Below are 22,001 nucleotides of genomic sequence, written 5' to 3' on the forward strand. Positions count from 1 at the left end.
GTCGTGCGCATCGGTCTGGTCTGCCCCTACTCCTTCGAGGTGGCCGGCGGGGTGCAATTCCACGTCCGTGACCTGGCCGAATGCCTGCTGGGCCGCGGCCACGAGGTGAGCGTGCTGGCCCCGGCGGAGGCGGAGACGCCGCTACCGGAGTACGTCGAGGCGTGCGGGCGCGCCCTGCCGATCCCGTACAACGGATCGGTGGCGCGGCTGACGTTCGGGCCGATGACCGCGGCCCGGGTCAACCGGTGGGTCGAGGCCGGCGCGTTCGACGTCGTGCACATCCACGAGCCGCTGGTGCCGAGCGTGTCGGTGCTCGCGTTGTGGGCCGCGACCGGGCCGATCGTGGCGACCTTCCACACCAGCCTCGTGCGCTCCCGCGCCATGCAGGCGGGCTACCCATTGGTGCGCTCGAGCATGGAGAAGATCCGGGCGCGGATCGCCGTGTCGGAGGCGGCGCGGCAGACGTTGACGACGCACATGGGAGGCGACGCGATCGTCATCCCCAACGGGGTGTTCACCGACCGGTTCGCTGCCGCCCCCCCGCATCCGCCCTGGCAGGGGCGGCCGGGTCGGCCGACGGTGGCGTTCTTGGGCCGCATCGACGAGCCGCGCAAGGGGCTGCCGGTGTTGCTGGAGGCCCTGCCGGCACTGCTCGAACGGCATCCGGGCGTGCGGGTGTTCGTCGCCGGGCACGGCGACCTGTCGGCGGCGCGGGACCGGCTCGAAGGCCTCGGTCCGGCGGTGGCCGCCGCGGTGGATTTTCTGGGCGCGATCAGCGAGGAGCAGAAGCGGGCGCTGCTGGCGTCCGTCGATGTCTACGTGGCGCCGCACACCGGCGGCGAGAGCTTCGGCATCGTGCTCGTGGAGGCGATGGCTGCGGGGGCGCCGGTCGTCGCCTCCGACCTGCCGGCCTTTGCGCAGGTGCTGGATGGCGGGCGGGCTGGCGCGATGTTCGCCACCGGGGATGCGGCTGCGTTGGCGGACCGACTGGCGGGGGTGCTCGCCGACTCGGCCCTGCGGGAGCAACTGGCGCGGCTCGGGCGCACGACGGCCCGTCGCTACGACTGGGGGGTCGTCGCCGGTGACGTTGTCGCGGTCTACGAAACGGTTCTGGCGGGGGCCGTTGCGGTACCTCCTTCGCCCTGGTCGGTGCTGGGGGCTGCCGAGCGGTTCGGTGCCCGCCGCCACCCGTCGGCCGAGACCGCCGACCAGCGGGCCGACGCCGACAGCAAGGGGCGGGCTGGCTGGCGCCCGCGACTGCCCCGCCGGCTACGGAGGCGATGAGGGATGGCGCTGCCGATCACGACCTTGGAGGCGGTGACCCTCACGGCTGTCGTCGTCCTGCTGCTCGCCTGGTACCTGACATACACGGCGGCGCGGCTGCATCGTCTGCACACGCGAGTGGAGGGCAGTCTCGCGGCGTTGGACGCGCAGCTGGTGCGGCGGGCGGAGGCCGCAGTCGAGTTGTCGAATGCGCAGGTGCTGGACCCGGCGACGTCGTTGTTGCTGGCCTCGGCCGCCTCGGATTGCCTTGATTCGGCGGCCGACGAACTGACGAACCGGGATTGGGCCGAGGGCCAGCTGGCGCAGCGCGAGGCGTTGGAGAGCGACCTGACCGTGACAATCCGGCACGCCTTGGCGTTTCTCGACCAGCCGCAGGCCGAGTCGCAGGCCGAGTCGCGGGCGGAGCCGCGGGCCCTGTCGCGGGCACCGGGGCCGGCTACGACACCTGCCGCGGAGGAGGACGCCGTCCGACGCCTGCGCGACGCGCACCGCCGCGCGCAACTGGCCCGCCGCTTCTACAACGACGCGGTCAGCGACGTGCAACGGCTGCGCGCCACTCCGATGGTCCGCACCTTCCGCTTGGCCGGCCACGCCGCCCTCCCACGCACGGTCGAATTCGACGACGACGCCTGAGCAGGACAGGTGACCCGAAACGGACGGTTGACCCACCGCATCTAGACTGATGCCGCATGTCGGCCACTGTGGGCCGAGAGTTCACTCGAAAGGCACCACCGTGACCCTCACCCAGCCCGCCACCACCGGCGCCCCCTCGGCCGAAGCGCCGCTGACGGACCCCAACATCATCGAGACAACGCAGGGTCCGACGACACAGGGCACCGCCCGGGTCAAGCGCGGCATGGCGGAGATGCTCAAGGGCGGCGTGATCATGGACGTCGTCACCGCCGAGCAGGCGAAGATCGCGGAGGACGCCGGCGCGGTCGCGGTCATGGCCCTCGAACGGGTACCGGCCGACATCCGGGCCCAGGGCGGGGTCTCGCGCATGAGCGACCCCGACATGATCGACGGCATCATCAACGCGGTCTCGATCCCCGTCATGGCCAAGGCCCGCATCGGGCACTTCGTCGAGGCGCAGGTGCTGCAGGCGCTCGGCGTGGACTACATCGACGAGTCCGAGGTGTTGACGCCCGCGGACTACAGCAACCACATCGACAAGTGGGCGTTCACGGTGCCCTTCGTGTGCGGCGCGACGAACCTGGGGGAGGCGCTGCGGCGCATCACCGAGGGCGCCGCGATGATCCGCTCCAAGGGCGAGGCCGGCACCGGCGACGTCAGCAATGCCACGACGCACATGCGCCAGATCCGCGCCCAGATCAACCGGCTGCGCACGATGGCGCCCGACGAGCTGTTCGTCGCCGCCAAGGAGCTGCAAGCCCCCTACGAGCTCGTCGCCGAGGTGGCCCGCGCGGGCAAACTGCCGGTCGTGCTCTTCACCGCCGGCGGCATCGCGACCCCGGCCGACGCGGCGATGATGATGCAGCTCGGCGCCGAAGGCGTCTTCGTCGGGTCGGGCATCTTCAAGTCCGGCAACCCGGCCCAGCGCGCGGAGGCGATCGTCAAGGCGACCACCTTCTACGACGACCCCGACACCATCGCCAAGGTCTCCCGCGGCCTGGGCGAGGCGATGGTCGGCATCAACGTCGACGACATCCCCGTGCCCCACCGCCTCGCCGACCGCGGCTGGTAGCAGGGCCGCTGGGCTCACTCTCCGGGTGGGATCCACGGGTGCGGTGCACCTGCCAGCCCCGAGACCACTCAGCGTTGTCCGGTGTCGACGTCGACTTCGCCGAGGCGGCTGTTCTCGTGGCGGGTGTGGGTTCGGTTCCCGGGCCAGGCAGGGCCGCGTCGACGGAACGTGAGCAACGTGACCCGGGCGGGCAATCTGCTGGATTCACAGACGAATCGGCCCGGCCCTTTGCTCAAGGCGGCGCCCACAGCCACGACGGTTCGCTGCTGGGACGGCACACTGGTGCGTGGGGCGGGCGCGAGTCATCGCCTGGGATCGGCTCGGGCAGTGCCCCCGGTCCGGCAGAGACAAGGGGGCCAGGGATGGGGTCAGCCGCCAGGAGGTGGGCGCGCGGCGGTGCGAGAGCGGTCGCCGTGGCGCTCACAGCGTTGGCGACCCTGTTCGGCGGCGCGGTCGCCCACGCGGGCGTCGGCTCTCGTTTCGAGCCCACCCCGGACGGCGCCTGGAACGGCGGGCCCGCGGCGGCCCTGCGACCCTCCGGCGTGAAAGCCCAGGTCGGCGACGGGCAGTCCGCGATCGTAGCCGGCTGGACCGGCTCGACGGACCTGCGCCTGAATCAGGCCGTTCGCCTCGCCGGTTCCGTCCCAGACAACGGCCAGAACGGCAGCGTGCGGCTGGATCGCTATGTCGGCGGCACCTGGCGGACGGTGCTCACCCGCCCCATCTCCGCCGCCGGACGATGGTCGGTGCTGATCATGCCGCCCGCCGTACCCGGACCGGTGCGGCATCGGGTGGTCTGGGAGCAGCGGGGTCGCGCGGTGGGCAGCGCCGAACTGCCGACGCTGCGCGTCTTCCGCGTGCACACCTACGATGTGCGCACTCGTGGCACCATCAGCACCGACGTCGAAGAGTTCGCCAAGATCGTCACCCAGACCTACGGGGACGAGCGCGGCTGGACCCGCTCCTACCAGCGGTTCGAGCGAGTCCAGGGCGGCCCCGGCGACTTCACTCTCTGGTTGGCGCAGGACTCCACCGTGCCCTCGTTCGCCGCCTCCTGCTCGTCGCAGTTGAGCTGCCGAACCGGGCGCGATGTCGTCATCAACGAGACCAACTGGCGCACGAAGACCCGCGCCTTCACCGGCGATCTGGCCACGTACCGGCACATGGTGCTCAACCATGAGACCGGTCACTGGCTCGGTCTCGGCCACCGCGGGTGTGACCGGCGCCGTGCCGCCGCACCGGTCATGATGCAGCAGTCCAAGAGCCTCGGGTCGTGCCGCGCGAACGCCTGGCCGCTGCGCGCCGAGATCCCAGCAGCCCAGCGCTGACCACCCATCAGCCCGGCGCTGATCACCAAGCGGCCGCGACCTACACTGCGGGCGTGCCAGCTCCGTTCGTCACCGCCCGACCAGTTGCTTCCGGCGCGGCCGCACCCACCATCGGGGTGCTGGCCGTGCAGGGTGACGTCCGCGAACACGCCGACGCGCTGCTCGCCTCCGGGGCGCAGCCGGTGCCCGTGCGTCGACCCGGCGAGCTGGCGGGGCTACACGGCCTGGTGATCCCCGGCGGGGAGTCCACGGTCATCGACAAGCTCCTGCGCGCCTTCGAGCTGCGCGACCCGGTGCGGGCCGCCATCGCCGACGGGCTGCCGGTGTACGGCTCGTGCGCCGGCATGATCCTGCTCGCCGATGAGGTGCTCGACGGCACCGTCGATCAGCAGACCCTCGGCGGCATGGCGATCACCGTGCGCCGCAACGCCTTCGGCCGGCAGGTCGACTCCTTCGAGACCGACCTGCAGGTGGCCGGCATCACGACGCCGGCCACCCCGATGCGGGCGGTGTTCATCCGCGCCCCCTGGGTCGAACACGTCGGAGCGGGAGTCCAGGTGCTCGCAACCGTCCCCACCGCGGTCGGCGGACCGGCCGCGGGTCGAGTTGTCGCCGCGCGAGCCGGCAACCTGCTCGTCACCTCCTTTCACCCCGAGGTGACCGGCGACGCCCGGGTGCACGAGTACTTCGTGCGCCTGGTTCGCGAGCGCTGAACCGGAACACCAGCCGCAGCAGCGAGTAGCGCGGGCGGGCCGAGCGCGGTCCCCGTTTAGGATGGTCTGCGATTCGCAGCGCAGCACCCTGCACTCCGGCAGATCGATCCGAGAGGACCACATGAGCGGGCACTCCAAGTGGGCTACCACCAAGCACAAGAAGGCGGCGCTCGACGCCAAGCGCGGCAAGCTGTTCGCCAAGCTCATCAAGAACATCGAGGTGGCGGCCCGCACCGGCGGGGGAGACCCGACCGGTAACCCGACGCTCTACGACGCCATCCAGAAGGCCAAGAAGAGTTCGGTGCCCAACGACAACATCGACCGCGCGGTCAAGCGCGGCTCCGGCGCCGAGGGCGGCGGGGCCGACTGGCAGACGATCATGTACGAGGGCTACGCCCCCGGCGGCGTCGCGGTGCTCATCGAGTGCCTCACCGACAACCGCAACCGCGCGGCCGCCGAGGTACGCACCGCCCTGACCCGCAACGGCGGCAACCTGGCCGACCCCGGCTCGGTCTCCTACGTCTTCGACCGCAAGGGCGTCGTCGTGGTGCCCAAGGAGCAGAGCGACGGTGCGCTCACCGAGGACGGCCTGCTCGAGGTCGTGCTCGAGGCCGGCGCCGAGGAGGTCAACGACCTGGGCGAGAGCTTCGAGATCGTCTCCGAGGCCTCCGACTTCGTCGCCATCCGCCAGGCCGTGCAGCAGGCCGGCCTGGACTACGAGAGCGCCGAGGCCGAGTTCGTGCCCAATCTGCAGGTCGAACTGGATGTCGAGGGGGCCCGCAAGATGATGCGGGTCGTCGACGCCCTCGAGGACAGCGACGACGTGCAGAACGTCTTCGTCAACGGGGACGTCTCCGACGAGGTCGCCGCTGAACTCGACGAGGAGTGACCGCCGGCTAGTTCCCCGGCCGCAAGAGTCGTCACTGTCGCCCGGTCGAGTTGTCACATTTCCACCCGAGTGGTCACGTAATAGTGACCACTCGGCGGCAAAAGTGACCCCTCGCCGGGGCGGGGGCCCGGGGCGTGACTCGCGCGGTCTCAGCCGACCGGTTCGCGGGCGCGCAGGGCGTGGGTCTGGGAGTAGCCGGTGTCGAGGCAGGTGAGGTTGACCTCGACCATGCCGTGCGGGTCGATCGTGTAGCGCTCCTCGATGAGCGGGCCGCCCTCGGTGCGTTGCACGCCGACCTGCTCGAGGTCGTCGCGGCCCTGCAGGTCGGGGGAGAACGGGAAGACGACGTGCGCGAACGGCACGATGTCGCCGCGCGGCTCGCCCCACTGGTCCAGCGCGGCGTACTCCACGAACCGGAACCAGCCGACGTTGTGCGCCGCCCGGTACCGCCTCGTGACGACCACCCGATCAGCGGTCTCGGCCCCGGGCAGCACGACCTCCCGGCCGATGATCGGGTCGAACGACAGGCGCCGGCCGGACTCGCCCTCCCGAAAGACCCCGAAACCACGGGAGAGGCGGTCGGTCAGCGAATAGCCCGAGTCTCGGTCGGCGGCGATCGCCAGGCCGATGGCGGTGGAGGCCGCCGGGTATGGCGAGCGGTGCACGCGCCGGCCGAAGCGCTCCCGCAGCAGCCGCGGCACCAACGGCAGCCCGCTCGCGCCGCCCACGAGGTAAATGCCGGCGATATCGGACAGATCGGGGGAGTCGGTGGCCTCCAGCATCCCCAGCAACGGTCCCATCGCGGCGATCGTCCGCTCGACGAGCGGGGTCGCCGCCGCATAGCAGGCGGCGACCTTGACGATGACCGGGCGCCCCGCCACGTCGATGACCAACCGCTTGGCCTGCGGGGAGAGTCGCTCCTTGGCCTCCCGCGCGTCGCCCAGCAATTCCGCCTGGGCCCGCACGTCGAGGTCGTCCCAGGTGAGCCCCGCCTCGGCCAGCGCGCAGTCGGCGAGCACCACGTCGATGTCGTCACCGCCGACGTCGTTGAGGCCCAGGGAGTCCAGCACCTCGTGCGCCGTGCCGTCGACCTTGACGAGGGAGGCATCGAACGTGCCCCCACCGAGGTCGTAGACGACCACGCGGGTGCGCCGCGAGTTCAGCGTGCGACCCTGCCGGTGGCTGTACTCCAGGCCCGCGGCCGACGGCTCGTTGATCATCGCGGTGACCTCGAACCCGGCTCGGCGGAACGCCTCCAGGGTCAGAAACCGCTGGGCCCCGTGGGCGTGCGCGGGCACCGCGATGGCGGCGGACAGCGTGGGCCCCTCGAGCAGATCCCGCGCGCTGCCGCTGGTCAGCAGCTCGTGCCGCAGCGAAGCGGCAAAGCCGGTGATGACCTCCAGCAGCGGCACCTGCCGGTCGCCGACGTGCACCACCGTGTGCGGCCCGACCTCGGGGGAGGCCAGCGCCCGCTTGAACGATCGCAGCGGCACCGCGCCCGCCTCCGCGGCCCGCAGCGCCTCGAAGCCGTAGACCAGCTCGTCGTCGACGAGGGCCACGACCGTGGGCACGAACTCCTGCGGATCCCCGTCGGCGTCGGCGAACGTGACGACCGGATAGTTGCCGCGGTCCGCGTAGGCCACGATCGTGCGCGTCGTCCCGAAATCGACCCCCAGCTGCATGCCACAAACCCTAGTGCGCACCCGAACTCACCCGGTCCGCCGGTCCACCGCCGCGACCTGTCCCGCGCGCCACCACCACGCGCAACCACCGCGCAACCACGCTCCGGCGCACCCCGGCCGTGTCGCTGTGGGCGGCGCACCGCCCTGCTCGTTAGGGTGGGCTGCGAACAGGTGTTCGCATGGGCGGACCGTTGGATTTGCGGAGCGTCGCCGCCATGGGGCGCAGGTAGAGGGGGTCGCCGTGCGGGTGCTGGCCGTGGACCCCGGGTTGACCCGGTGTGGCCTGGGCGTCATCGACGGTCGCCTCGGCGGCCCGCTGCAACTCGTCGATGTCGCGGTGCTGCGCACTCCCAGCGGCGACCCGATCCACGAGCGCCTCTACAACCTGCAGACCCAGATTGAGGAGTGGTTCGTGCGCTACGAGCCGGATGCCGTCGCCGTCGAACGCGTCTTCGCGCGCTCCGACGTCAGCACGATCATGGGCACCGCGCAGGCCAGCGCCCTGCCCATGATCGCCGCCGCCCGCCGCGAGATCCCCCTGGCCCTGCACACCCCCAGCGAGGTGAAGGCGGCCGTCACCGGCAATGGCCGGGCCGACAAGGCGCAGGTCACGGCCATGATCACGCGGATCCTGCGGCTGCCCGCCCCACCCAAGCCAGCCGATGCCGCCGACGCCCTCGCGCTCGCCGTCTGTCACGTGTGGCGTGGCGGCATGCAGAGCCGCATCGACGAGGCCGTGCGCGCCGCACGCCCCGCGGCAACCCGCTCGGCGGCCCTAGCCGGTGGCGCGGCACCGACGCGGCGCCGGGCCCCCCGGTCGGCAGCGACTCCCGCTCAAGGCATCTCGGGGCGGGCTGCGGGGAGGAGCCGATGATCGCCTCCGTCACCGGGCAGGTCAGCCGCGTTGGTCTCGACCACCTCGTCGTGGAGGTCGGGGCGGGCGGCGGGGTCGGGCTGCTCGTCCACACCACCCCCGGCACCGCCGCCGGCGCCCGGCACGGCGCGCAGATCACCCTGCACACCAGCCTCGTCGTGCGGGAAGACTCCCTGACGCTCTACGGCTTCGCCGAGCACGACGAGCAGGCGACGTTCGACCTCGTGCAGACGGTCTCCGGGGTCGGGCCGCGGCTCGCCTTGGCGATGCTCGCCGTGCTCACCCCCGCCCAACTGCACCAGGCGATCGCCGCCGAGCACGTGGTCACGCTCACCAAGGTGCCGGGCATCGGGCGCAAAGGCGCCGAGCGCATCGTGCTCGAACTGCGCGACAAGGTCGGGGCGCTGGCGGCCCTGCGCGCCGACGGCGACACCCCCGCGCTCGTCCCGGAGCCGACCCGCACCGCCGCCTGGCAGGCGCCGGTCATCGAGGCGCTCGTGGGTCTTGGGTGGACGGCCAAACAGGCCCAGGTCGGCGTCGAGAAGGTCGCCGGCGACCTCGGCGACGAGCCCGAGGTCGCCGCCGCCCTGCGCGCCGCCCTGCGCGAACTCGGACGGTGATGGCCGTGGGCTCCTCGGCCGGTTCGCCCGACGGCTCAACCGGCGGCACCTTCGAGGGCCGCGCCTTCGAGGACGGCTCGTACGACGTGTCGGCTCGCATCGTCGACCCCGCACCGCTGCCGGAGGATGAGGAGGGTCGGGTCGAGGCGGCCCTGCGTCCCAAGAGCCTGGCCGAGTTTCCCGGCCAGCCGCGGGTGCGCGAACAGTTGTCTCTCGTGCTCGAGGCGGCCCGGCGCCGCGGCTCGACTCCCGACCACATCCTGCTCTCGGGACCACCCGGGCTGGGCAAGACGACGCTGGCGATGATCGTGGCGGCCGAGCTCCAGGCGCCGATCCGCATCACCAGCGGCCCCGCCATCCAGCACGCCGGCGACCTCGCGTCCATCCTGTCCAGCCTCGCCGAGGGCGAGGTGCTCTTCCTCGACGAGATCCACCGCATGGCCCGGCCGGCCGAGGAGATGCTCTACCTGGCGATGGAGGACTTCCGCGTCGACATCATCGTCGGCAAGGGGCCCGGCGCCACCGCGATCCCGCTGGAGCTCGCCCCGTTCACGGTCGTCGGCGCCACGACCCGTGCCGGGCTGCTGCCCGCTCCGCTGCGCGATCGGTTCGGTTTCACCGGCCACCTCGACTTCTACTCCACCGACGACCTGCGCACGATCCTGCGCCGATCGGCGGGGCTGCTCGGCGTGGACCACACCAACCAGGGACTCGCCGAGATCGCCGGCCGCTCCCGCGGCACCCCGCGCATCGCCAACCGGCTGCTGCGCCGCGTGCGCGACTGGGCCCAGGTGCACGGCAACCACGTCGTCGACCACGACGCGGCCCAGGCAGCCCTGGCCCTCTTCGATGTCGACGATCGGGGCCTGGACCGGCTCGATCGCGCCGTCCTCGACGCGCTCTGCCGCCGCTTCGCCGGCGGGCCGGTCGGCCTCTCGACGCTTGCGGTGGCAGTGGGTGAGGAGCCCGACACGGTGGAGACCGTCGCCGAGCCCTTCCTCGTCCGCGAGGGCTTCATGGTGCGCACCCCCCGCGGCCGGGCCGCCGCCCCGCTGGCCTGGGAGCACCTGGGGCTCACTCCGCCGCCCGGTGAGCAGTGGAGCGGCGGGGCATCCGGCCAAGAGCGGCTGCCGCTGGGTGAGGACGAGGCGGGCTCTGGCCGGTTCGGTGCCTGATCGCCTGATCTGTCCGATCTGCAGCCCTGCTCCGGTGCTCTATATCAGACGTCGGCAGACAATCTGCGGGCGAGCGATGCCTCGGGGTCTTCGCCCCGATTGATACGGTGGCCGCGGTCGATTCGGGAGGTGTGCGTGGGCGAGCTGCTGGTGCTCCATGTCTTGCTTGCTTGTCTTGCTCCGGTACTCACCTCGCGACTGGGTCGCCGGGCCTTCTGGATTTTCGCCATACCGCCCGTACTGACGTTCGGCTACGCGCTGTGGCTCACCCCCCAGGCACTGTCGGACACACCGCCGATGCAAACGCTGGCCTGGGTACCCAGCATCGGCCTGGAGCTGGCGTTCCGCATGGACGCCCTGGCCTGGCTGCTCTGCCTCATCGTCGGCGGCGTCGGTGCCCTGGTCCTGGCCTACTGCTCGGCCTACTTCTCCGACGACGAGCCGAACCTGGGGCGCTTCGCCGGCTGCCTGCTCGGCTTCGCCGGCGCCATGCTCGGGCTGGTCACCAGCGACGACCTGCTCATGTTGTACCTCTTCTGGGAGGCCACGACGGTGCTGTCGTACCTGCTCATCGGGCACCGTCCCGAGAGCAGGGCCAGCCGGTCGGCCGCCACCGAGGCCCTCGTGGTCACGACCTTCGGCGGCCTGGCGATGCTCGTCGGCCTCATCATCATCGGCGAGAACTACGGCACCTACCGCCTGTCCGAGGTCATCGCGACCGCCGTGGCCGCGCCGCCGGTCACCGACCCGGTGATGGTTGCTGCCGTGGCGCTCGTGCTGTTGGGCGCCATGAGCAAGTCGGCCCTGGTGCCGTTCCACTTCTGGCTGCCGGGTGCCATGGCTGCGCCGACACCGGTCAGCGCGTATCTGCACGCCGCCGCGATGGTCAAGGCCGGCATCTACCTCGTCGCCCGATTCGCCCCGGCCTACGCCGACGTTCCGCTGTGGAAGATCCTCGTCCTGGTCCTCGGCGGTTCGACCATGGTTCTGGGCGCCTACCGCTCGCTACGCCAGAACGACCTCAAGTTGCTGCTCGCCTACGGCACCGTGAGCCAACTCGGCTTCCTCGTCATCCTCGTCGGCGCCGGCACCGGCGCCGCGGCCTTGGCCGGGGTGGCGATGGTGCTCGCGCACGCGCTCTACAAGGCCTGCCTCTTCCTGGTCGTCGGTGCCATCGACCACGCGACCGGCACCCGTGACCTGCGCGAACTGTCCGGCCTCGGACGTAGCGCGCGCGGCCTGGCCATCGCCGGTGTCGTCGGGGCGGCGTCCATGGCCGGGCTGCCGCCGCTGCTAGGCTTCGTCGGCAAGGAGGCCGCCTACGGCGCCTTCACCGACTTCGACGAGCCCTGGGATGTCTGGGTGCTCGCGGTCCTGGTGATCGGTTCGATCCTCACCTTCGCCTACAGCGTGCGCTTCGTGTGGGGTGCCTTCCGCACCCAGCCCGATCGGGAGCCCACCCCGGTGCACGCGCCCGGCCCGGTCCTGACCGGAGTGCCGCTGACCTTGGCCGCGCTGAGCCTGCTCGCCGGGCCCCTGGCACCGTTCTTCGAGCCGGGATTGCGCGGCTGGGCCGACACCGCCGGCGAGAGCGTGGCCTCCAGCGAACTCACGCTGTGGCACGGCTTCAACCTCGCCCTCTGGCTGACGCTGCTGACCTGGGCCTGCGGAATCGGCCTGGCGCTCATCCGTACCCGCGTCGAGGAGTTGCAGGCCGACGTCAACGAGCGACTGTGGCACCGGCTGTCCGCCGAGGGGGCGTATCGAAAGGTCATGCTCCACCTCGACCGCGGCTCGCTCGAGGTGACGGCGGCGCTGCAGCGCGGCTCGCTGCCGCTGTCGCTGACCCTCATCTTCATGGTCTTCCTCGCCTTCCCCGGCGGGTTCGTGCTGCTGAGCACCGACTGGTCCGCGGCGTTGGCGGGGATGCGGCTGTCCGACGGCATCCCCCAGGTCATCACGGCGGCCATCATGGCGGTCTGCGCGATCTGGGCCGTACGCGCCCGCCGCCGCATGCGCGCCGTCTTCCTCGTCGGCGCGACCGGCTACGGCTGCGCGCTGCTGTTCCTCATCTTCGGTTCGCCCGACCTGGCCCTCACCCAGGTTCTCGTCGAGACGCTATCGATCATCGTCTTCGTGCTGGTCCTGCGTCGCTTCCCCAGCCGGTTCACGGCCGACCGGCCGCGCTGGGACCGGATGACGCGAGCCGGCTTCGGCCTGGCGGTGGGCGCCGTCGCCGCGGCCTTGGCGCTGGCCATGCCGCACGCCCGCTCGTTTCCCGCCGCCTCGGTGGGCATGGGGCCGGAGGCCGTGGAGTACGGCGGCGGGCAGAACATCGTCAACATCATCCTGGTCGACATTCGGGCCTGGGACACGATGGGCGAGTTGTCGGTCGTCCTGGCCGCCGCCACGGGCATCGCCAGCCTGGTCTTCCTGCACGAGGACCGGTTCGCGATGGTGCGTCGTCGGCTCGCCGACTCCCGGGCCCGCCGCCGCGAGTCGACCCGCCGCGGGGTCTCCTACGGCCGCTGGCTCGCCGAGGACAATCGCATCCGCCCGGAGCAGCGTTCGGTGATGTTCGAGGTCGTGGCGCGGCTGACGTTCCACGTCGTCATGCTCTGGTCGGTCTTCCTGCTCTTCGCCGGGCACAACGACCCCGGTGGCGGCTTTGCGGCCGGCATCGTCGCCGGTCTGGCGCTGACGCTGCGTTACCTGGCGGGTGGGCGCGAGGAGTTGCGCGCAGCGATCCCCGTGCTGCCGGGTCTGCTGCTCGGCATCGGCCTCTTCTTGTCCGCCGGCAACGGCTTGGCCTCGATGATCGCCGGTGGCGACGTGCTGCAGACGTGGATCTACGACATCCCCATGCCCCTCATCGGGGAGTTGCACATCGTCACCTCGCTCGTATTCGACGTCGGGGTGTACCTCGTCGTGATCGGCCTGGTGCTCGACATCCTGCGCAGCCTCGGCGGCGCCATCGACCAACAGATCGACGACGCCCGCGCCCCCCGCGCCGCCCGTCTGGCTCGCGCGACCAGCGGGGGCGCCGGCACGCCTACCTCGGGTCCGGCCAGTGACGGGCTGCCACCTGCACAGAACGGCGGACGCGACCCCGAACAGCACCACGAACAGCGACAAGGACCGGGGGAGGGCCGATGACCGCCAACCTGACCCTGGCCCTGCTCATCGGGGTGCTCTTCGGCTCGGGTGTCGTGCTGCTGATGTCCCGCGGCATCGTGCGCGCCTTCCTCGGCGTGCTGCTCATCAGCAACGGCATCAACCTCATGTTCGTCGTCGCGGCGGGCCCGCCGGGGCGCCCGCCGATCGTGCCCTATCCCTCCGGTGACGAGACCGGCATCAGCGACCCGCTGCCCCAGGCGCTGGTGCTGACCGCGATCGTCATCACGCTGGCGCTCACCGGGTTCGTGCTCGCGCTGGCTGACCGCTCCTGGCAGTTGTCCCGCACCGACGATGTGGCAGACGACCTCGAGGCCACCCGTATCGGCCTGAAGGCTCAGGCCAACGACACCTCCGACAGCGACTACGCGGCCGACCCCATCGACGAGGACGAGGACCCCGATCCCGGAGCCTGCTACCACCCTGACTGCCCGGCGCCGGCGACGGCGCCCGCTAGCGACCATGCCGGCCACGACATCGAGCGAGACGACCGATGACCCCCGTGCTCGACACCTTGCCCGCCGCCCCGACGTGGCTGGTGCCGCTACCCGTGCTGCTGCCGCTGGTCGGCGCGGGCCTGACCCTCGTGCTCGGGGGCCGGGACCAATGGCAACGGTTCATCAGCATCACCGTCTTCGTCGGCGTGCTGATGGCCGCCTGCGGTTTGGTCTATGGTGCCGACCGGTTCGGTCCGCTGGTCGTGGAGGCCGGCGGCTGGCCGGTGCCCATGGGCATCGTGCTCATCGCCGACCGGCTCGCCGCGCTCATGGTGCTGGTCTCGGTCATCGTCACGTTCTCGGTCCTGCTGTTCTCGATCGGGCAGGGGCGCTCGAGCGAGGACGAGCGGGACGCGGGCTCACCGCTGCCGATCTTCCACCCCACGCTCATGGTGCTGCTCGCCGGCGTGTGCACGACGTTCCTGTCCGGCGACCTGTTCCACATCTTCGTCGGCTTCGAGATGCTGCTCACAGCGAGCTTCGTGCTGCTCACCCTCGGTGGCACGGCCGAGCGGGTACGCGCCGGAGTCAACTACGTCTTCGTCAGCATGCTCTCCTCGCTGATCTTCCTCACGGCGATCGCGCTGACCTACGCGGCCACCGGCACCGTCAACCTCGCCCAGCTCGCCGGGCGCCTCGACGCGCTGCCCGACTCCACACGGGTCACGCTGCAGGTGCTCCTGCTGCTGGGCTTCTGCATCAAGGCCGCGGTATTCCCGATGTCGGGTTGGCTGCCGGACTCGTATCCCACGGCACCGGCACCGGTGACCGCGGTCTTCGCCGGTCTGCTCACCAAGGTCGGTGTCTACGCGATCATCCGCACCCAGACACTGCTGTTCCCCCAAGACACCCTGAACACGGTGCTGCTGTGGGCGGCGCTGCTGACGATGATCGTCGGCATCCTGGGGGCCATCGCGCAGGACGACATCAAGCGGTTGCTCTCCTTCACCCTCGTCAGTCACATCGGCTACATGCTCTTCGGCGTGGCGATCGGCAACGAGATCGGGCTCTCCGGCGCGATCTTCTACGTCGTGCACCACATCATGGTGCAGACCGCACTGTTCCTAGTCTCCGGACTCATCGAATGGCGCGGGGGCAGCACCTCGCTGAGTGAACTCGGCGGGCTGGCCAGAACCTCACCGCTGATCGCCGTCCTGTTCTTCATCCCCGCGATGAACCTCGCCGGCATCCCGCCGTTCTCCGGATTTCTCGGCAAGGTGGCCCTGCTGCAGGGCGGCGTGCAGAGCGGCACCTGGCTGGCCTACCTGCTCATCGCCGGGTCGGTGTTGACCAGCCTGTTGACCCTGTACGCCGTGAGCCGCGTGTGGTCCCAGGCGTTCTGGCGCCGCGCCCCCGAGCCGGGCGGCGGGCAGGAGCGGCCCGCCATCGACAGCCCGACGGGCGCGCTGCGACTCGGCGTCGTGCGGGCCATCCCGCGAGGCATGACCCTGCCGACGACCGGCCTGGTGATCCTCGGTGTCGCCATCACCGTCGCGGCCGGCCCGCTGTACGAGATCACCGACCGCGCTGCGACCGACTTGCGCGCCCGCAGCCCGTACATCACCAGCGTGTTCGACCAGGGGGTGGTGCCGTGAGCCAGGACTCGTCGCAGCACGCCGGCGGGGAATCCGCCGGCGACCGGGCGACCTCCGGAGCGACGGCCGCCGACGTGGTCGCCGCCCGCCGAGGCGTCGTGCGGCGGCGCGTGCAACCGGTCACGTGGTGCGTGCTGACCCTCGTGTGGGTGATGCTGTGGGGCAACTTCTCGTGGATGAACGTGATCTCCGGCGCCATCGTGTCGGCCGGCGTGCTCGTGCTGTTCCCGCTGCCGCCGGTGCGCTACGGCATCCGCATCCGACCGTGGTCGACGATCGTGTTGTTCGTTCGCTTCTTCATCGACATGGTCATCGCCAGCATCGAGGTCGCCTACAAGGCGTGCGCGCCCTGGGTGCACCCGGAAGGGCGGTTCGCCCGGATCATCCTGCGCGGCGACAACGACCTGCTGTGCACGATGGTCGCGCAGATGACCACCCTGGTGCCCGGCTCCATCGTCATCGACATCGAGTCCGACGGGGCCGGTCGTACCCTCCTGCTGCACATCTTCGATGCGCGCAATTCCCAAGACATCGAGCGGATGCGCCAGCGGGTGCAAGCTCAGGAGGACCGCGTGCTCAAGGCCCTGTCGGTCCGCCGGTACCCGCCGCGTTCCGCGAACGAGGCTCGACCCGAGCCGGGAGGTGCCCGTGCCTGAGACCCTCGAGACCACACTCTTCGGGGCCATCGCCCTGTGCCTGGGACTGTCGGCGCTGCTGGCCATCGTCCGGATCATCCGCGGACCCAGCGTGCTGGACCGCACGGTGGCCACCGAAGTGCTCGTCTCCACGATCGTCTGCGCCCTCGGCGCGTTGGCGGCTCTGACCCGCAGCTCCACCACCCTGCCCATCGTCATCTCGCTGTCGCTCGTCGGCTTCCTCGGCTCGGTGGCGGTCGCTCGGTTCATGCCGCAGCCGCACGACCCCGCCGATCTGCCCGGCGACGGCGGCTCCACCGCAGTGCTGCCCGTGACACGTCCCCGACGCCGATCGGCCCGCAAGGGCGAGCAGGGGGGTCCCTCGTGAGCATCGACACACTGGCCGACGCCGTCGGCGTGCTGGCCATCCTGGCCGGCTCGATCCTGTGCCTGACCTCGTCGATCGGCCTGCTCCGCCTGCCGGACCTGTATTCGCGGATGCACGCCGGTGCCAAGCCGCAGGCGCTGGGGCTGTTGCTCGTGCTCCTGGGCATCGGATTGCGGCTGCGCTCGGGGCTGGACGTGGGCATGCTCGTGCTCGTCGGCATCTTCCAAATGCTGACGATCCCGGTGTCCGCGCACCTCGTGGCCAGGGCCCGGTACCGCGACGATCACCCCCGCTGAGCCGCGTTGCACGCGGTAGGGCACCGCCGCGCGGCGCGGCTCGTTGGATTCCGCGGCGCGGCGTCTCCTACACTCGATCGAGGCGACCGCCACCTGCGCGGTCGACCGGAAGCGCCGATCCGAGTGGGGGATTCGGAAGAACACGCGGCGCACGCACACGCCAGCAGCACCAGCAGCATTGATGGGACGGTCATGGAACGAGCCGGGTATCGCACCCCCACGCAGCGACGGATCGAGGTCTGAGGGTGGCTAATCCCAAGACTCGCCCCTTCCGGAGCACGCTGGCGATCTTCACGCTCATCACGCTCATGCTCACGGGGGGCCTGATCGCCTCGGTGCAGTTCTCCGACGGGTCGTGGACGCCCAAGCTCGGCCTCGACCTCGAGGGCGGCACGCAGATGGTGCTGCAGCCCCAGACGGCCGACGGCACCGTCAACGCCGAGCAACTCGACCAGGCGGTCGACATCATGCGCGCCCGGGTCGACGGCCAGGGCGTCGCCGAAGCTGAGGTCGCGACGCTCGGCAACAACGTTGTCGTCGCCGTGCCCGGCGCGATGACCCGCGAACAGGAGGACGCCCTGCGGCAGTCCTCACAGATGCGGTTCCGCCCGGTCATCACGGTCGTCGCGGGGTCGCCGATGGAGGTCAGCCCGATTCCCGGTGAGGGTGACCCCACCGAGCCGGCGGCCGACCCCACGGCACCGACGCCCGACGCCACCGAACCGGCCGCTTCGCCCACCGGTGGCGCCACCGCCTCGCCGGCCACCCCGGCGCCGAGCCCGACGACGGCCGGTGCGGTGTTGCCGCGCGGCCTGCAGCAGGCCACGCCGACCCCGACCGGCACCCCGACGGCCAGCCCGACCGCCACGCCGACGGGCAGCCCCGCTGCTACCCCGGAGCCGACGGAAACGCCGGGTCTGGGGCTGCCCACGAGCGAGGAGGGCACGCCGACGATCACGCCGCAGGACGCGGCGGACCCCCAGAAACTCATCGAGTACGCCTCCAGTGAGGCGTGGTTGACGGCGCAGTGGTCGCAGCGCTTGGAGGAGTTCGACTGCCGCGCCCAGCCGGTCTACGACCCGAGCAAGGAGGACCCGCTGCAGCCGAGCGTGGCCTGCAGCGACGACGGCGCCGCCAAGTATCTGCTCGGCCCCGCCGTCATCTCCGGTGATCAACTCGCCGACGCCAGCTCCGGCCCCATCGTCAGCCAGCAGACCGGCGCGCCCACGGGCGGCTACCAGGTCAACCTGCAGATGGACGGCGGCGAGGCCACTGCGGCCTACGCCACGGTCAGCCGCTACATGGTCGGCCTGCCCGAGCCGCGCAACCAGCTGGCGATCGTGCTGGACAACCACGTGGTCTCGGCGCCGCGCTTCGAGAACGCGATCCCCGACGGACGTGCGCAGATCACCGGTAACTTCACGGCCGAGTCGGCCATGGCCCTGGCCAACCAGCTGAAGTTCGGCGCGTTGCCGATGAGCTTCACCGTGCAGTCGACCGAAAGCGTCAGCCCGACGATCGGCGGCGACCAGCTGCGGCTGGCGATGATCGCCGGCGCCGTCGGACTGCTGCTCGTCGTGCTCTACTCCCTGTGGCAGTACCGGGCCTTGGGCCTGGTCACCGTCGCCTCGCTGCTGGTGACCGCCGGGTTGACGTATCTGGTGCTGACGCTCTTCGGGTGGGGCTACAACCTGCGCCTGACGATGGCAGGCATCACCGGCGCGATCGTGGCGATCGGCACCACCGTGGACTCGTTCATCGTCTACTTCGAGCGGGTCCGCGACGAGTTACGAGATGGCAGACGCCTGCAATCGGCGGTGCAGAGCGGCTGGGCCCGCGCGAGCCGCACGATCTACATCTCCAGCGCCGTCAGCTTCCTGGCCGCGACAGTGCTGTACGCCCTGGCGACCTCCAACGTGCGCGGCTTTGCCTTCGTGCTCATGCTGACGACGGTGCTCGACCTGTTCGTCACCGTCATGTTCACCCATCCGCTGCTGTCGTTGCTCTCGCACGTCAAGTTCTTCCGTGACGGGCACCGCCTCTCCGGATTCCACCCCGACACCATCGGCGCCATTCCCGCCTATCGGGGCCGCGGCCGAACCCGCCTCTCCGACAGCGCCACCACACCGCAGGAGGTCTCCGCATGAGCCGCATGGCCACCTTCGGCAACGACCTGTACACGGGCAAGCGCTCGTTCGACTTCATCGGGCAGTTCAAGTACTGGATGATCACCTCGCTGGTGCTCGTGCTGCTGGTCCTGGGCGGTCTGGCGGTCCGGGGCCTGAACATGGGCATCGAGTTCACCGGTGGCTCGGACTTCCGAATCGCGGGCGTCGCGAACACCGACAACTTCGCCGAGCGCGCCACCGACGTGGTGCGCGACGAGGGTGGTGAGGCGGCGGCCCCGACGGTCACGCTCATCGGCGCCGACGTCGTGCGGGTGCAGACCCAACAGCTCGACGAGCGCCGCACGCAGGACGTCACCGAGGGCCTGGCCAACACCTTCGGGGTCAGCACGACCGACGTCTCCGCCTCGGTCATCGGCCCCAGCTGGGGTGAGAGTGTCAGCCGGCAGGCGCTGCAGGCGCTCATCGTCTTCCTGGTGCTCGTGGCGCTGATGCTCAGCGTCTACTTCCGCACGTGGAAGATGTCGCTGGCGGCGATGATCGCGTTGGCTCACGACGTGCTCATCACGGTCGGCATCTACTCGATCGTGGGCTTCGAGATCACCCCGGCCACGATGATCGGCTTCCTGACCATCCTGAGCTACTCGCTCTACGACACCGTGGTGGTCTTCGACAAGGTGCGCGAGAACACCGCGGAGGCGGTCGCCACGGGGCGGCGCACCTACTCTGAGGCCACCAACCACGCCATCAACCAGACTCTCGTGCGCTCGATCAACACGTCGGTGGTGGCGCTGCTGCCGGTCGCCTGCATCCTGGTCGTCGGCTTCTGGCTGCTGGGCCCGGGCACTCTGTTGGACCTGTCGTTGGCGCTGTTCATCGGCATCGCGTTCGGCACGTACAGCTCGATCTTCATCGCGGCCCCGCTGCTGGCGTGGATGCGCGAGCGGGAGCCCGGAATGAAGCAGCTGCGCGAGCGCGTCGAGGCCCGCACGCAGGGCACGGCGCCTCCGGTCACCGGACCGCAGGCGGTGCTCGCCGCTGCGGCACCGACGAGCACCGGCGCCACGACCGGTGGGGCGCGCGCTGCCGCCGGATCGGCCGCCCAGGTCTTCGGTGCAGGGATCCCCGGGATGATCAGTCCCGGGACGGCGGGCTCCGGCGGCGGCGCGACCGCGTTGGCGGAGCGCAACGGTGAAGCGGCGGCCGACGACGCGAACGCCGGGGCGCCCGTGGAGTACACCGCTACCGGCCGGCCCATCCACCCCTCGATGCGTCGCGCGGAGCCGCCGCGGGGCCGCAAGGGGAGGGGTAGCAAGGATCGCGACAAGGTTGTCGACCGGGCGCCCGGCAAGGCCGACAAGGCCGACAAGGATGGCGGCCAGGGCCTCGACAAGGAGCAGCAGGACGAGCGGTAGCGAGTCAGCTCGGCAGACCCGCGGGGGGCCGCCGCACCACACGACGTGTGCCTGGCACAGAATGTGCGCATGGATCGCGACGCTCTCGCCGCTCTCATCGCCAGCCGCCTGCGGGACGTGCCGGACTTTCCCAAGCCGGGGGTGGTGTTCAAGGACTTCACACCGCTGCTCGCCGACCCCGTGGCGATGCGGGCGATCGTCGACGATGCCGTCGCGCGCTACTCGGGTGAGGTCGACGTCATCGCCGGAATCGAGGCGCGGGGCTTCATGATCGGTACGGCGGTCGCGGTGGCGCTGGGGGTGCCGTTCGTGCCGATCCGCAAGAAGGGCAAGTTGCCGGCCGCGACGTTCACCGCGTCCTACGACCTGGAGTACGGCACCGAGACGATCGAGGTGCACCAGGACTCCTGCCGCGAAGGGCAGCGGGTGCTCGTCATGGACGACGTGCTGGCGACCGGCGGCACCGCGGCGGCGGCCTGCGAACTCATCGAACGGACGGGCGCGCAGGTGGTCGCGCTCGACGTTGTCTGCGAGATCGGATTTCTGCGTGGCCGCGAACGACTCGGCGGGCACCGGGTGCGCTCACTGCTGTCGATCTGAGCCCCTATCATTACGTCATGGAAGAACCGATCGACGCCAGAGCGGCTGACAAGGCCGCTGTCGATCGCGGCGTGCCGCCATCGGGAGTGCCCCGACAGGGAGAGCTGCCGCCGGGCCCGGGGGCCAAACCGGTCACCCCGCCCACACCTTCGATCCCCCCGACCTCCCGCGTGCGCGCCCGCCTCGCCCGATTCGGTGGCCCCCGACATCAGGTCAATCCGGCGCTCGAGCCGCTGCTGCACACCGTCAAGAGCACCCACCCCAAGGCCGACCTGGCCCTCATCGAGCGGGCCTACTCGGTGGCCGAGCGGGCCCACCAGGGGCAGAAACGCAAGAGCGGCGACCCGTACATCACCCACCCGCTAGCGGTCACGACGATCCTGGCCGAGCTGGGTATGACTCCTTCGACACTGGCGGCCGCGTTGCTGCACGACACGGTCGAAGACACCGCCTACAGCCTGGACGAGCTGCGGCGCGACTTCGGCGAAGAGATCGCGCAGATGGTCAACGGGGTCACCAAGCTCGACAAGCTGACCTACGGGGAGGCGGCACAGGCCGAGACCGTTCGCAAGATGATCATCGCGATGTCTCGCGACATCCGGGTGCTGCTCATCAAGCTGGCGGACCGGCTGCACAACGCCCGCACCTGGCGGTACGTCTCGCGTGAGTCCGCCGAGCGCAAGGCTCGCGAGACGCTGGAGATCTACGCGCCGCTGGCGCACCGCCTGGGCATGAACACGATCAAGTGGGAACTGGAGGACATCTCCTTCTTGACCCTCTACCCCAAGGTCTACGACGAGATCGTGCGCCTGGTCTCCGATCGGGCCCCCGCCCGCGAAGAGTTCTTGACAGGGGTCAAGGAGCAAGTGGCCGAAGATCTGAAGGCCGCCCACATCAGCGCGGTGGTCACCGGGCGCCCTAAGCACTACTACTCCGTGTACCAGAAGATGATCGTGCGCGGCCGCGAATTCTCGGACATCTACGACCTGGTGGCGGTGCGGGTGC

The 22,001-nt window shown here is 70.7% G+C and carries 20 protein-coding genes; 19 read left to right on the top strand and 1 reads right to left on the bottom strand.

The window, feature by feature from the left end; genetic code table 11:
* Nucleotides 1-3: 3 nt before the first annotated feature.
* From KILIM_RS03950 to KILIM_RS03975, 6 genes are all read left to right on the top strand, one after another.
* On the top strand, nt 4-1,284 hold the full coding sequence (locus KILIM_RS03950) for a glycosyltransferase family 4 protein (protein WP_006591329.1): 1,281 nt from the start codon (nt 4-6) through the stop codon (nt 1,282-1,284).
* A 3-nt stretch (nt 1,285-1,287) separates the two neighbouring features.
* On the top strand, nt 1,288-1,917 hold the full coding sequence (locus KILIM_RS03955; RefSeq protein ID WP_006591330.1) for a hypothetical protein: 630 nt from the start codon (nt 1,288-1,290) through the stop codon (nt 1,915-1,917).
* 100 nt (nt 1,918-2,017) lie between these two features.
* A complete protein-coding gene (gene pdxS / locus KILIM_RS03960) occupies nt 2,018-2,989 on the top strand; it encodes a pyridoxal 5'-phosphate synthase lyase subunit PdxS (RefSeq protein ID WP_006591331.1) in 972 nt (323 codons plus the stop codon).
* A gap of 413 nt (nt 2,990-3,402) precedes the next feature.
* Entirely contained in the window at nt 3,403-4,317 is a 915-nt protein-coding gene (locus tag KILIM_RS22045; RefSeq protein WP_006591332.1) for a DUF3152 domain-containing protein, read from the top strand.
* A 53-nt stretch (nt 4,318-4,370) separates the two neighbouring features.
* Complete coding sequence (gene pdxT / locus KILIM_RS03970) at nt 4,371-5,030, top strand: pyridoxal 5'-phosphate synthase glutaminase subunit PdxT (protein WP_179579208.1); 660 nt, start codon at nt 4,371-4,373, stop codon at nt 5,028-5,030.
* 121 nt (nt 5,031-5,151) lie between these two features.
* Nucleotides 5,152-5,919: a YebC/PmpR family DNA-binding transcriptional regulator gene (locus KILIM_RS03975; protein ID WP_040562111.1), complete on the top strand. Its 768-nt coding sequence runs from the start codon at nt 5,152-5,154 to the stop codon at nt 5,917-5,919.
* A 149-nt stretch (nt 5,920-6,068) separates the two neighbouring features.
* On the opposite strand, the gene KILIM_RS03980 is transcribed toward KILIM_RS03975, so the two are convergent.
* On the bottom strand, nt 6,069-7,601 hold the full coding sequence (locus KILIM_RS03980) for an Hsp70 family protein (RefSeq protein ID WP_006591335.1): 1,533 nt from the start codon (nt 7,599-7,601) through the stop codon (nt 6,069-6,071).
* A gap of 241 nt (nt 7,602-7,842) precedes the next feature.
* Here KILIM_RS03980 and ruvC point away from each other — a divergent pair, with 241 nt between their 5' ends.
* From ruvC to KILIM_RS04045, 13 genes are all read left to right on the top strand, one after another.
* Nucleotides 7,843-8,475, top strand: a complete 633-nt coding sequence (ruvC, locus tag KILIM_RS03985; protein WP_006591336.1) for a crossover junction endodeoxyribonuclease RuvC — start codon at nt 7,843-7,845, stop codon at nt 8,473-8,475.
* Nucleotides 8,472-9,095 carry a Holliday junction branch migration protein RuvA gene (gene ruvA / locus KILIM_RS03990; RefSeq protein ID WP_006591337.1) on the top strand — a complete coding sequence of 208 codons (624 nt, stop codon included), beginning with the start codon at nt 8,472-8,474 and terminating at the stop codon, nt 9,093-9,095. Before ruvC ends, ruvA begins: the two co-directional genes overlap by 4 nt.
* Nucleotides 9,095-10,270, top strand: a complete 1,176-nt coding sequence (gene ruvB, locus KILIM_RS03995; protein WP_006591338.1) for a Holliday junction branch migration DNA helicase RuvB — start codon at nt 9,095-9,097, stop codon at nt 10,268-10,270. The genes ruvA and ruvB overlap by 1 nt, the downstream gene beginning before the upstream one ends.
* A 135-nt stretch (nt 10,271-10,405) precedes the next feature.
* A complete protein-coding gene (locus KILIM_RS04000) occupies nt 10,406-13,426 on the top strand; it encodes a Na+/H+ antiporter subunit A (RefSeq protein WP_006591339.1) in 3,021 nt (1,006 codons plus the stop codon).
* Entirely contained in the window at nt 13,423-13,941 is a 519-nt protein-coding gene (locus tag KILIM_RS04005; protein ID WP_006591340.1) for a Na(+)/H(+) antiporter subunit C, read from the top strand. The genes KILIM_RS04000 and KILIM_RS04005 overlap by 4 nt, the downstream gene beginning before the upstream one ends.
* A complete protein-coding gene (locus KILIM_RS04010) occupies nt 13,938-15,536 on the top strand; it encodes a Na+/H+ antiporter subunit D (RefSeq protein WP_006591341.1) in 1,599 nt (532 codons plus the stop codon). Before KILIM_RS04005 ends, KILIM_RS04010 begins: the two co-directional genes overlap by 4 nt.
* Nucleotides 15,533-16,192, top strand: a complete 660-nt coding sequence (locus tag KILIM_RS24860) for a Na+/H+ antiporter subunit E (protein ID WP_006591342.1) — start codon at nt 15,533-15,535, stop codon at nt 16,190-16,192. The genes KILIM_RS04010 and KILIM_RS24860 overlap by 4 nt, the downstream gene beginning before the upstream one ends.
* The gene (locus KILIM_RS04020) at nt 16,185-16,559 is read left to right on the top strand and encodes an MrpF/PhaF family protein (RefSeq protein ID WP_006591343.1); all 375 of its coding nucleotides are present in this window, start codon (nt 16,185-16,187) and stop codon (nt 16,557-16,559) included. Before KILIM_RS24860 ends, KILIM_RS04020 begins: the two co-directional genes overlap by 8 nt.
* Nucleotides 16,556-16,855 (top strand): monovalent cation/H(+) antiporter subunit G, encoded by a 300-nt coding sequence (gene mnhG, locus KILIM_RS04025; RefSeq protein WP_006591344.1) that lies wholly within the window; start codon nt 16,556-16,558, stop codon nt 16,853-16,855. The genes KILIM_RS04020 and mnhG overlap by 4 nt, the downstream gene beginning before the upstream one ends.
* 245 nt (nt 16,856-17,100) lie before the next feature.
* Entirely contained in the window at nt 17,101-19,002 is a 1,902-nt protein-coding gene (gene secD / locus KILIM_RS04030) for a protein translocase subunit SecD (RefSeq protein WP_006591345.1), read from the top strand.
* Nucleotides 18,999-20,396 carry a protein translocase subunit SecF gene (gene secF / locus KILIM_RS04035; RefSeq protein WP_006591346.1) on the top strand — a complete coding sequence of 466 codons (1,398 nt, stop codon included), beginning with the start codon at nt 18,999-19,001 and terminating at the stop codon, nt 20,394-20,396. Before secD ends, secF begins: the two co-directional genes overlap by 4 nt.
* A 69-nt stretch (nt 20,397-20,465) precedes the next feature.
* Nucleotides 20,466-20,996: an adenine phosphoribosyltransferase gene (locus KILIM_RS04040; RefSeq protein ID WP_006591347.1), complete on the top strand. Its 531-nt coding sequence runs from the start codon at nt 20,466-20,468 to the stop codon at nt 20,994-20,996.
* 17 nt (nt 20,997-21,013) lie between these two features.
* A partial coding sequence (locus KILIM_RS04045; protein ID WP_006591348.1) for an HD domain-containing protein occupies nt 21,014-22,001 on the top strand: 988 nt, incomplete at its 3' end.

The organism is Kineosphaera limosa NBRC 100340 (assembly GCF_000298215.1).
In the GTDB taxonomy this organism is placed as follows: Bacteria; Actinomycetota; Actinomycetes; order Actinomycetales; family Dermatophilaceae; genus Kineosphaera; species Kineosphaera limosa.

What these genes read in the sequence shown, in the direction of transcription:
- KILIM_RS03980 (WP_006591335.1), bottom strand. Translation starts at nt 7,601, where the DNA reads ATGCAGCTGGGGGTCGATTTCGGGACGACGCGCACGATCGTGGCCTAC.
- KILIM_RS03975 (WP_040562111.1), top strand. Translation starts at nt 5,152, where the DNA reads ATGAGCGGGCACTCCAAGTGGGCTACCACCAAGCACAAGAAGGCGGCG.
- secF (WP_006591346.1), top strand. Translation starts at nt 18,999, where the DNA reads ATGAGCCGCATGGCCACCTTCGGCAACGACCTGTACACGGGCAAGCGC.
- KILIM_RS03955 (WP_006591330.1), top strand. Translation starts at nt 1,288, where the DNA reads ATGGCGCTGCCGATCACGACCTTGGAGGCGGTGACCCTCACGGCTGTC.
- KILIM_RS04005 (WP_006591340.1), top strand. Translation starts at nt 13,423, where the DNA reads ATGACCGCCAACCTGACCCTGGCCCTGCTCATCGGGGTGCTCTTCGGC.
- KILIM_RS04040 (WP_006591347.1), top strand. Translation starts at nt 20,466, where the DNA reads ATGGATCGCGACGCTCTCGCCGCTCTCATCGCCAGCCGCCTGCGGGAC.
- ruvA (WP_006591337.1), top strand. Translation starts at nt 8,472, where the DNA reads ATGATCGCCTCCGTCACCGGGCAGGTCAGCCGCGTTGGTCTCGACCAC.
- ruvB (WP_006591338.1), top strand. Translation starts at nt 9,095, where the DNA reads ATGGCCGTGGGCTCCTCGGCCGGTTCGCCCGACGGCTCAACCGGCGGC.
- KILIM_RS04010 (WP_006591341.1), top strand. Translation starts at nt 13,938, where the DNA reads ATGACCCCCGTGCTCGACACCTTGCCCGCCGCCCCGACGTGGCTGGTG.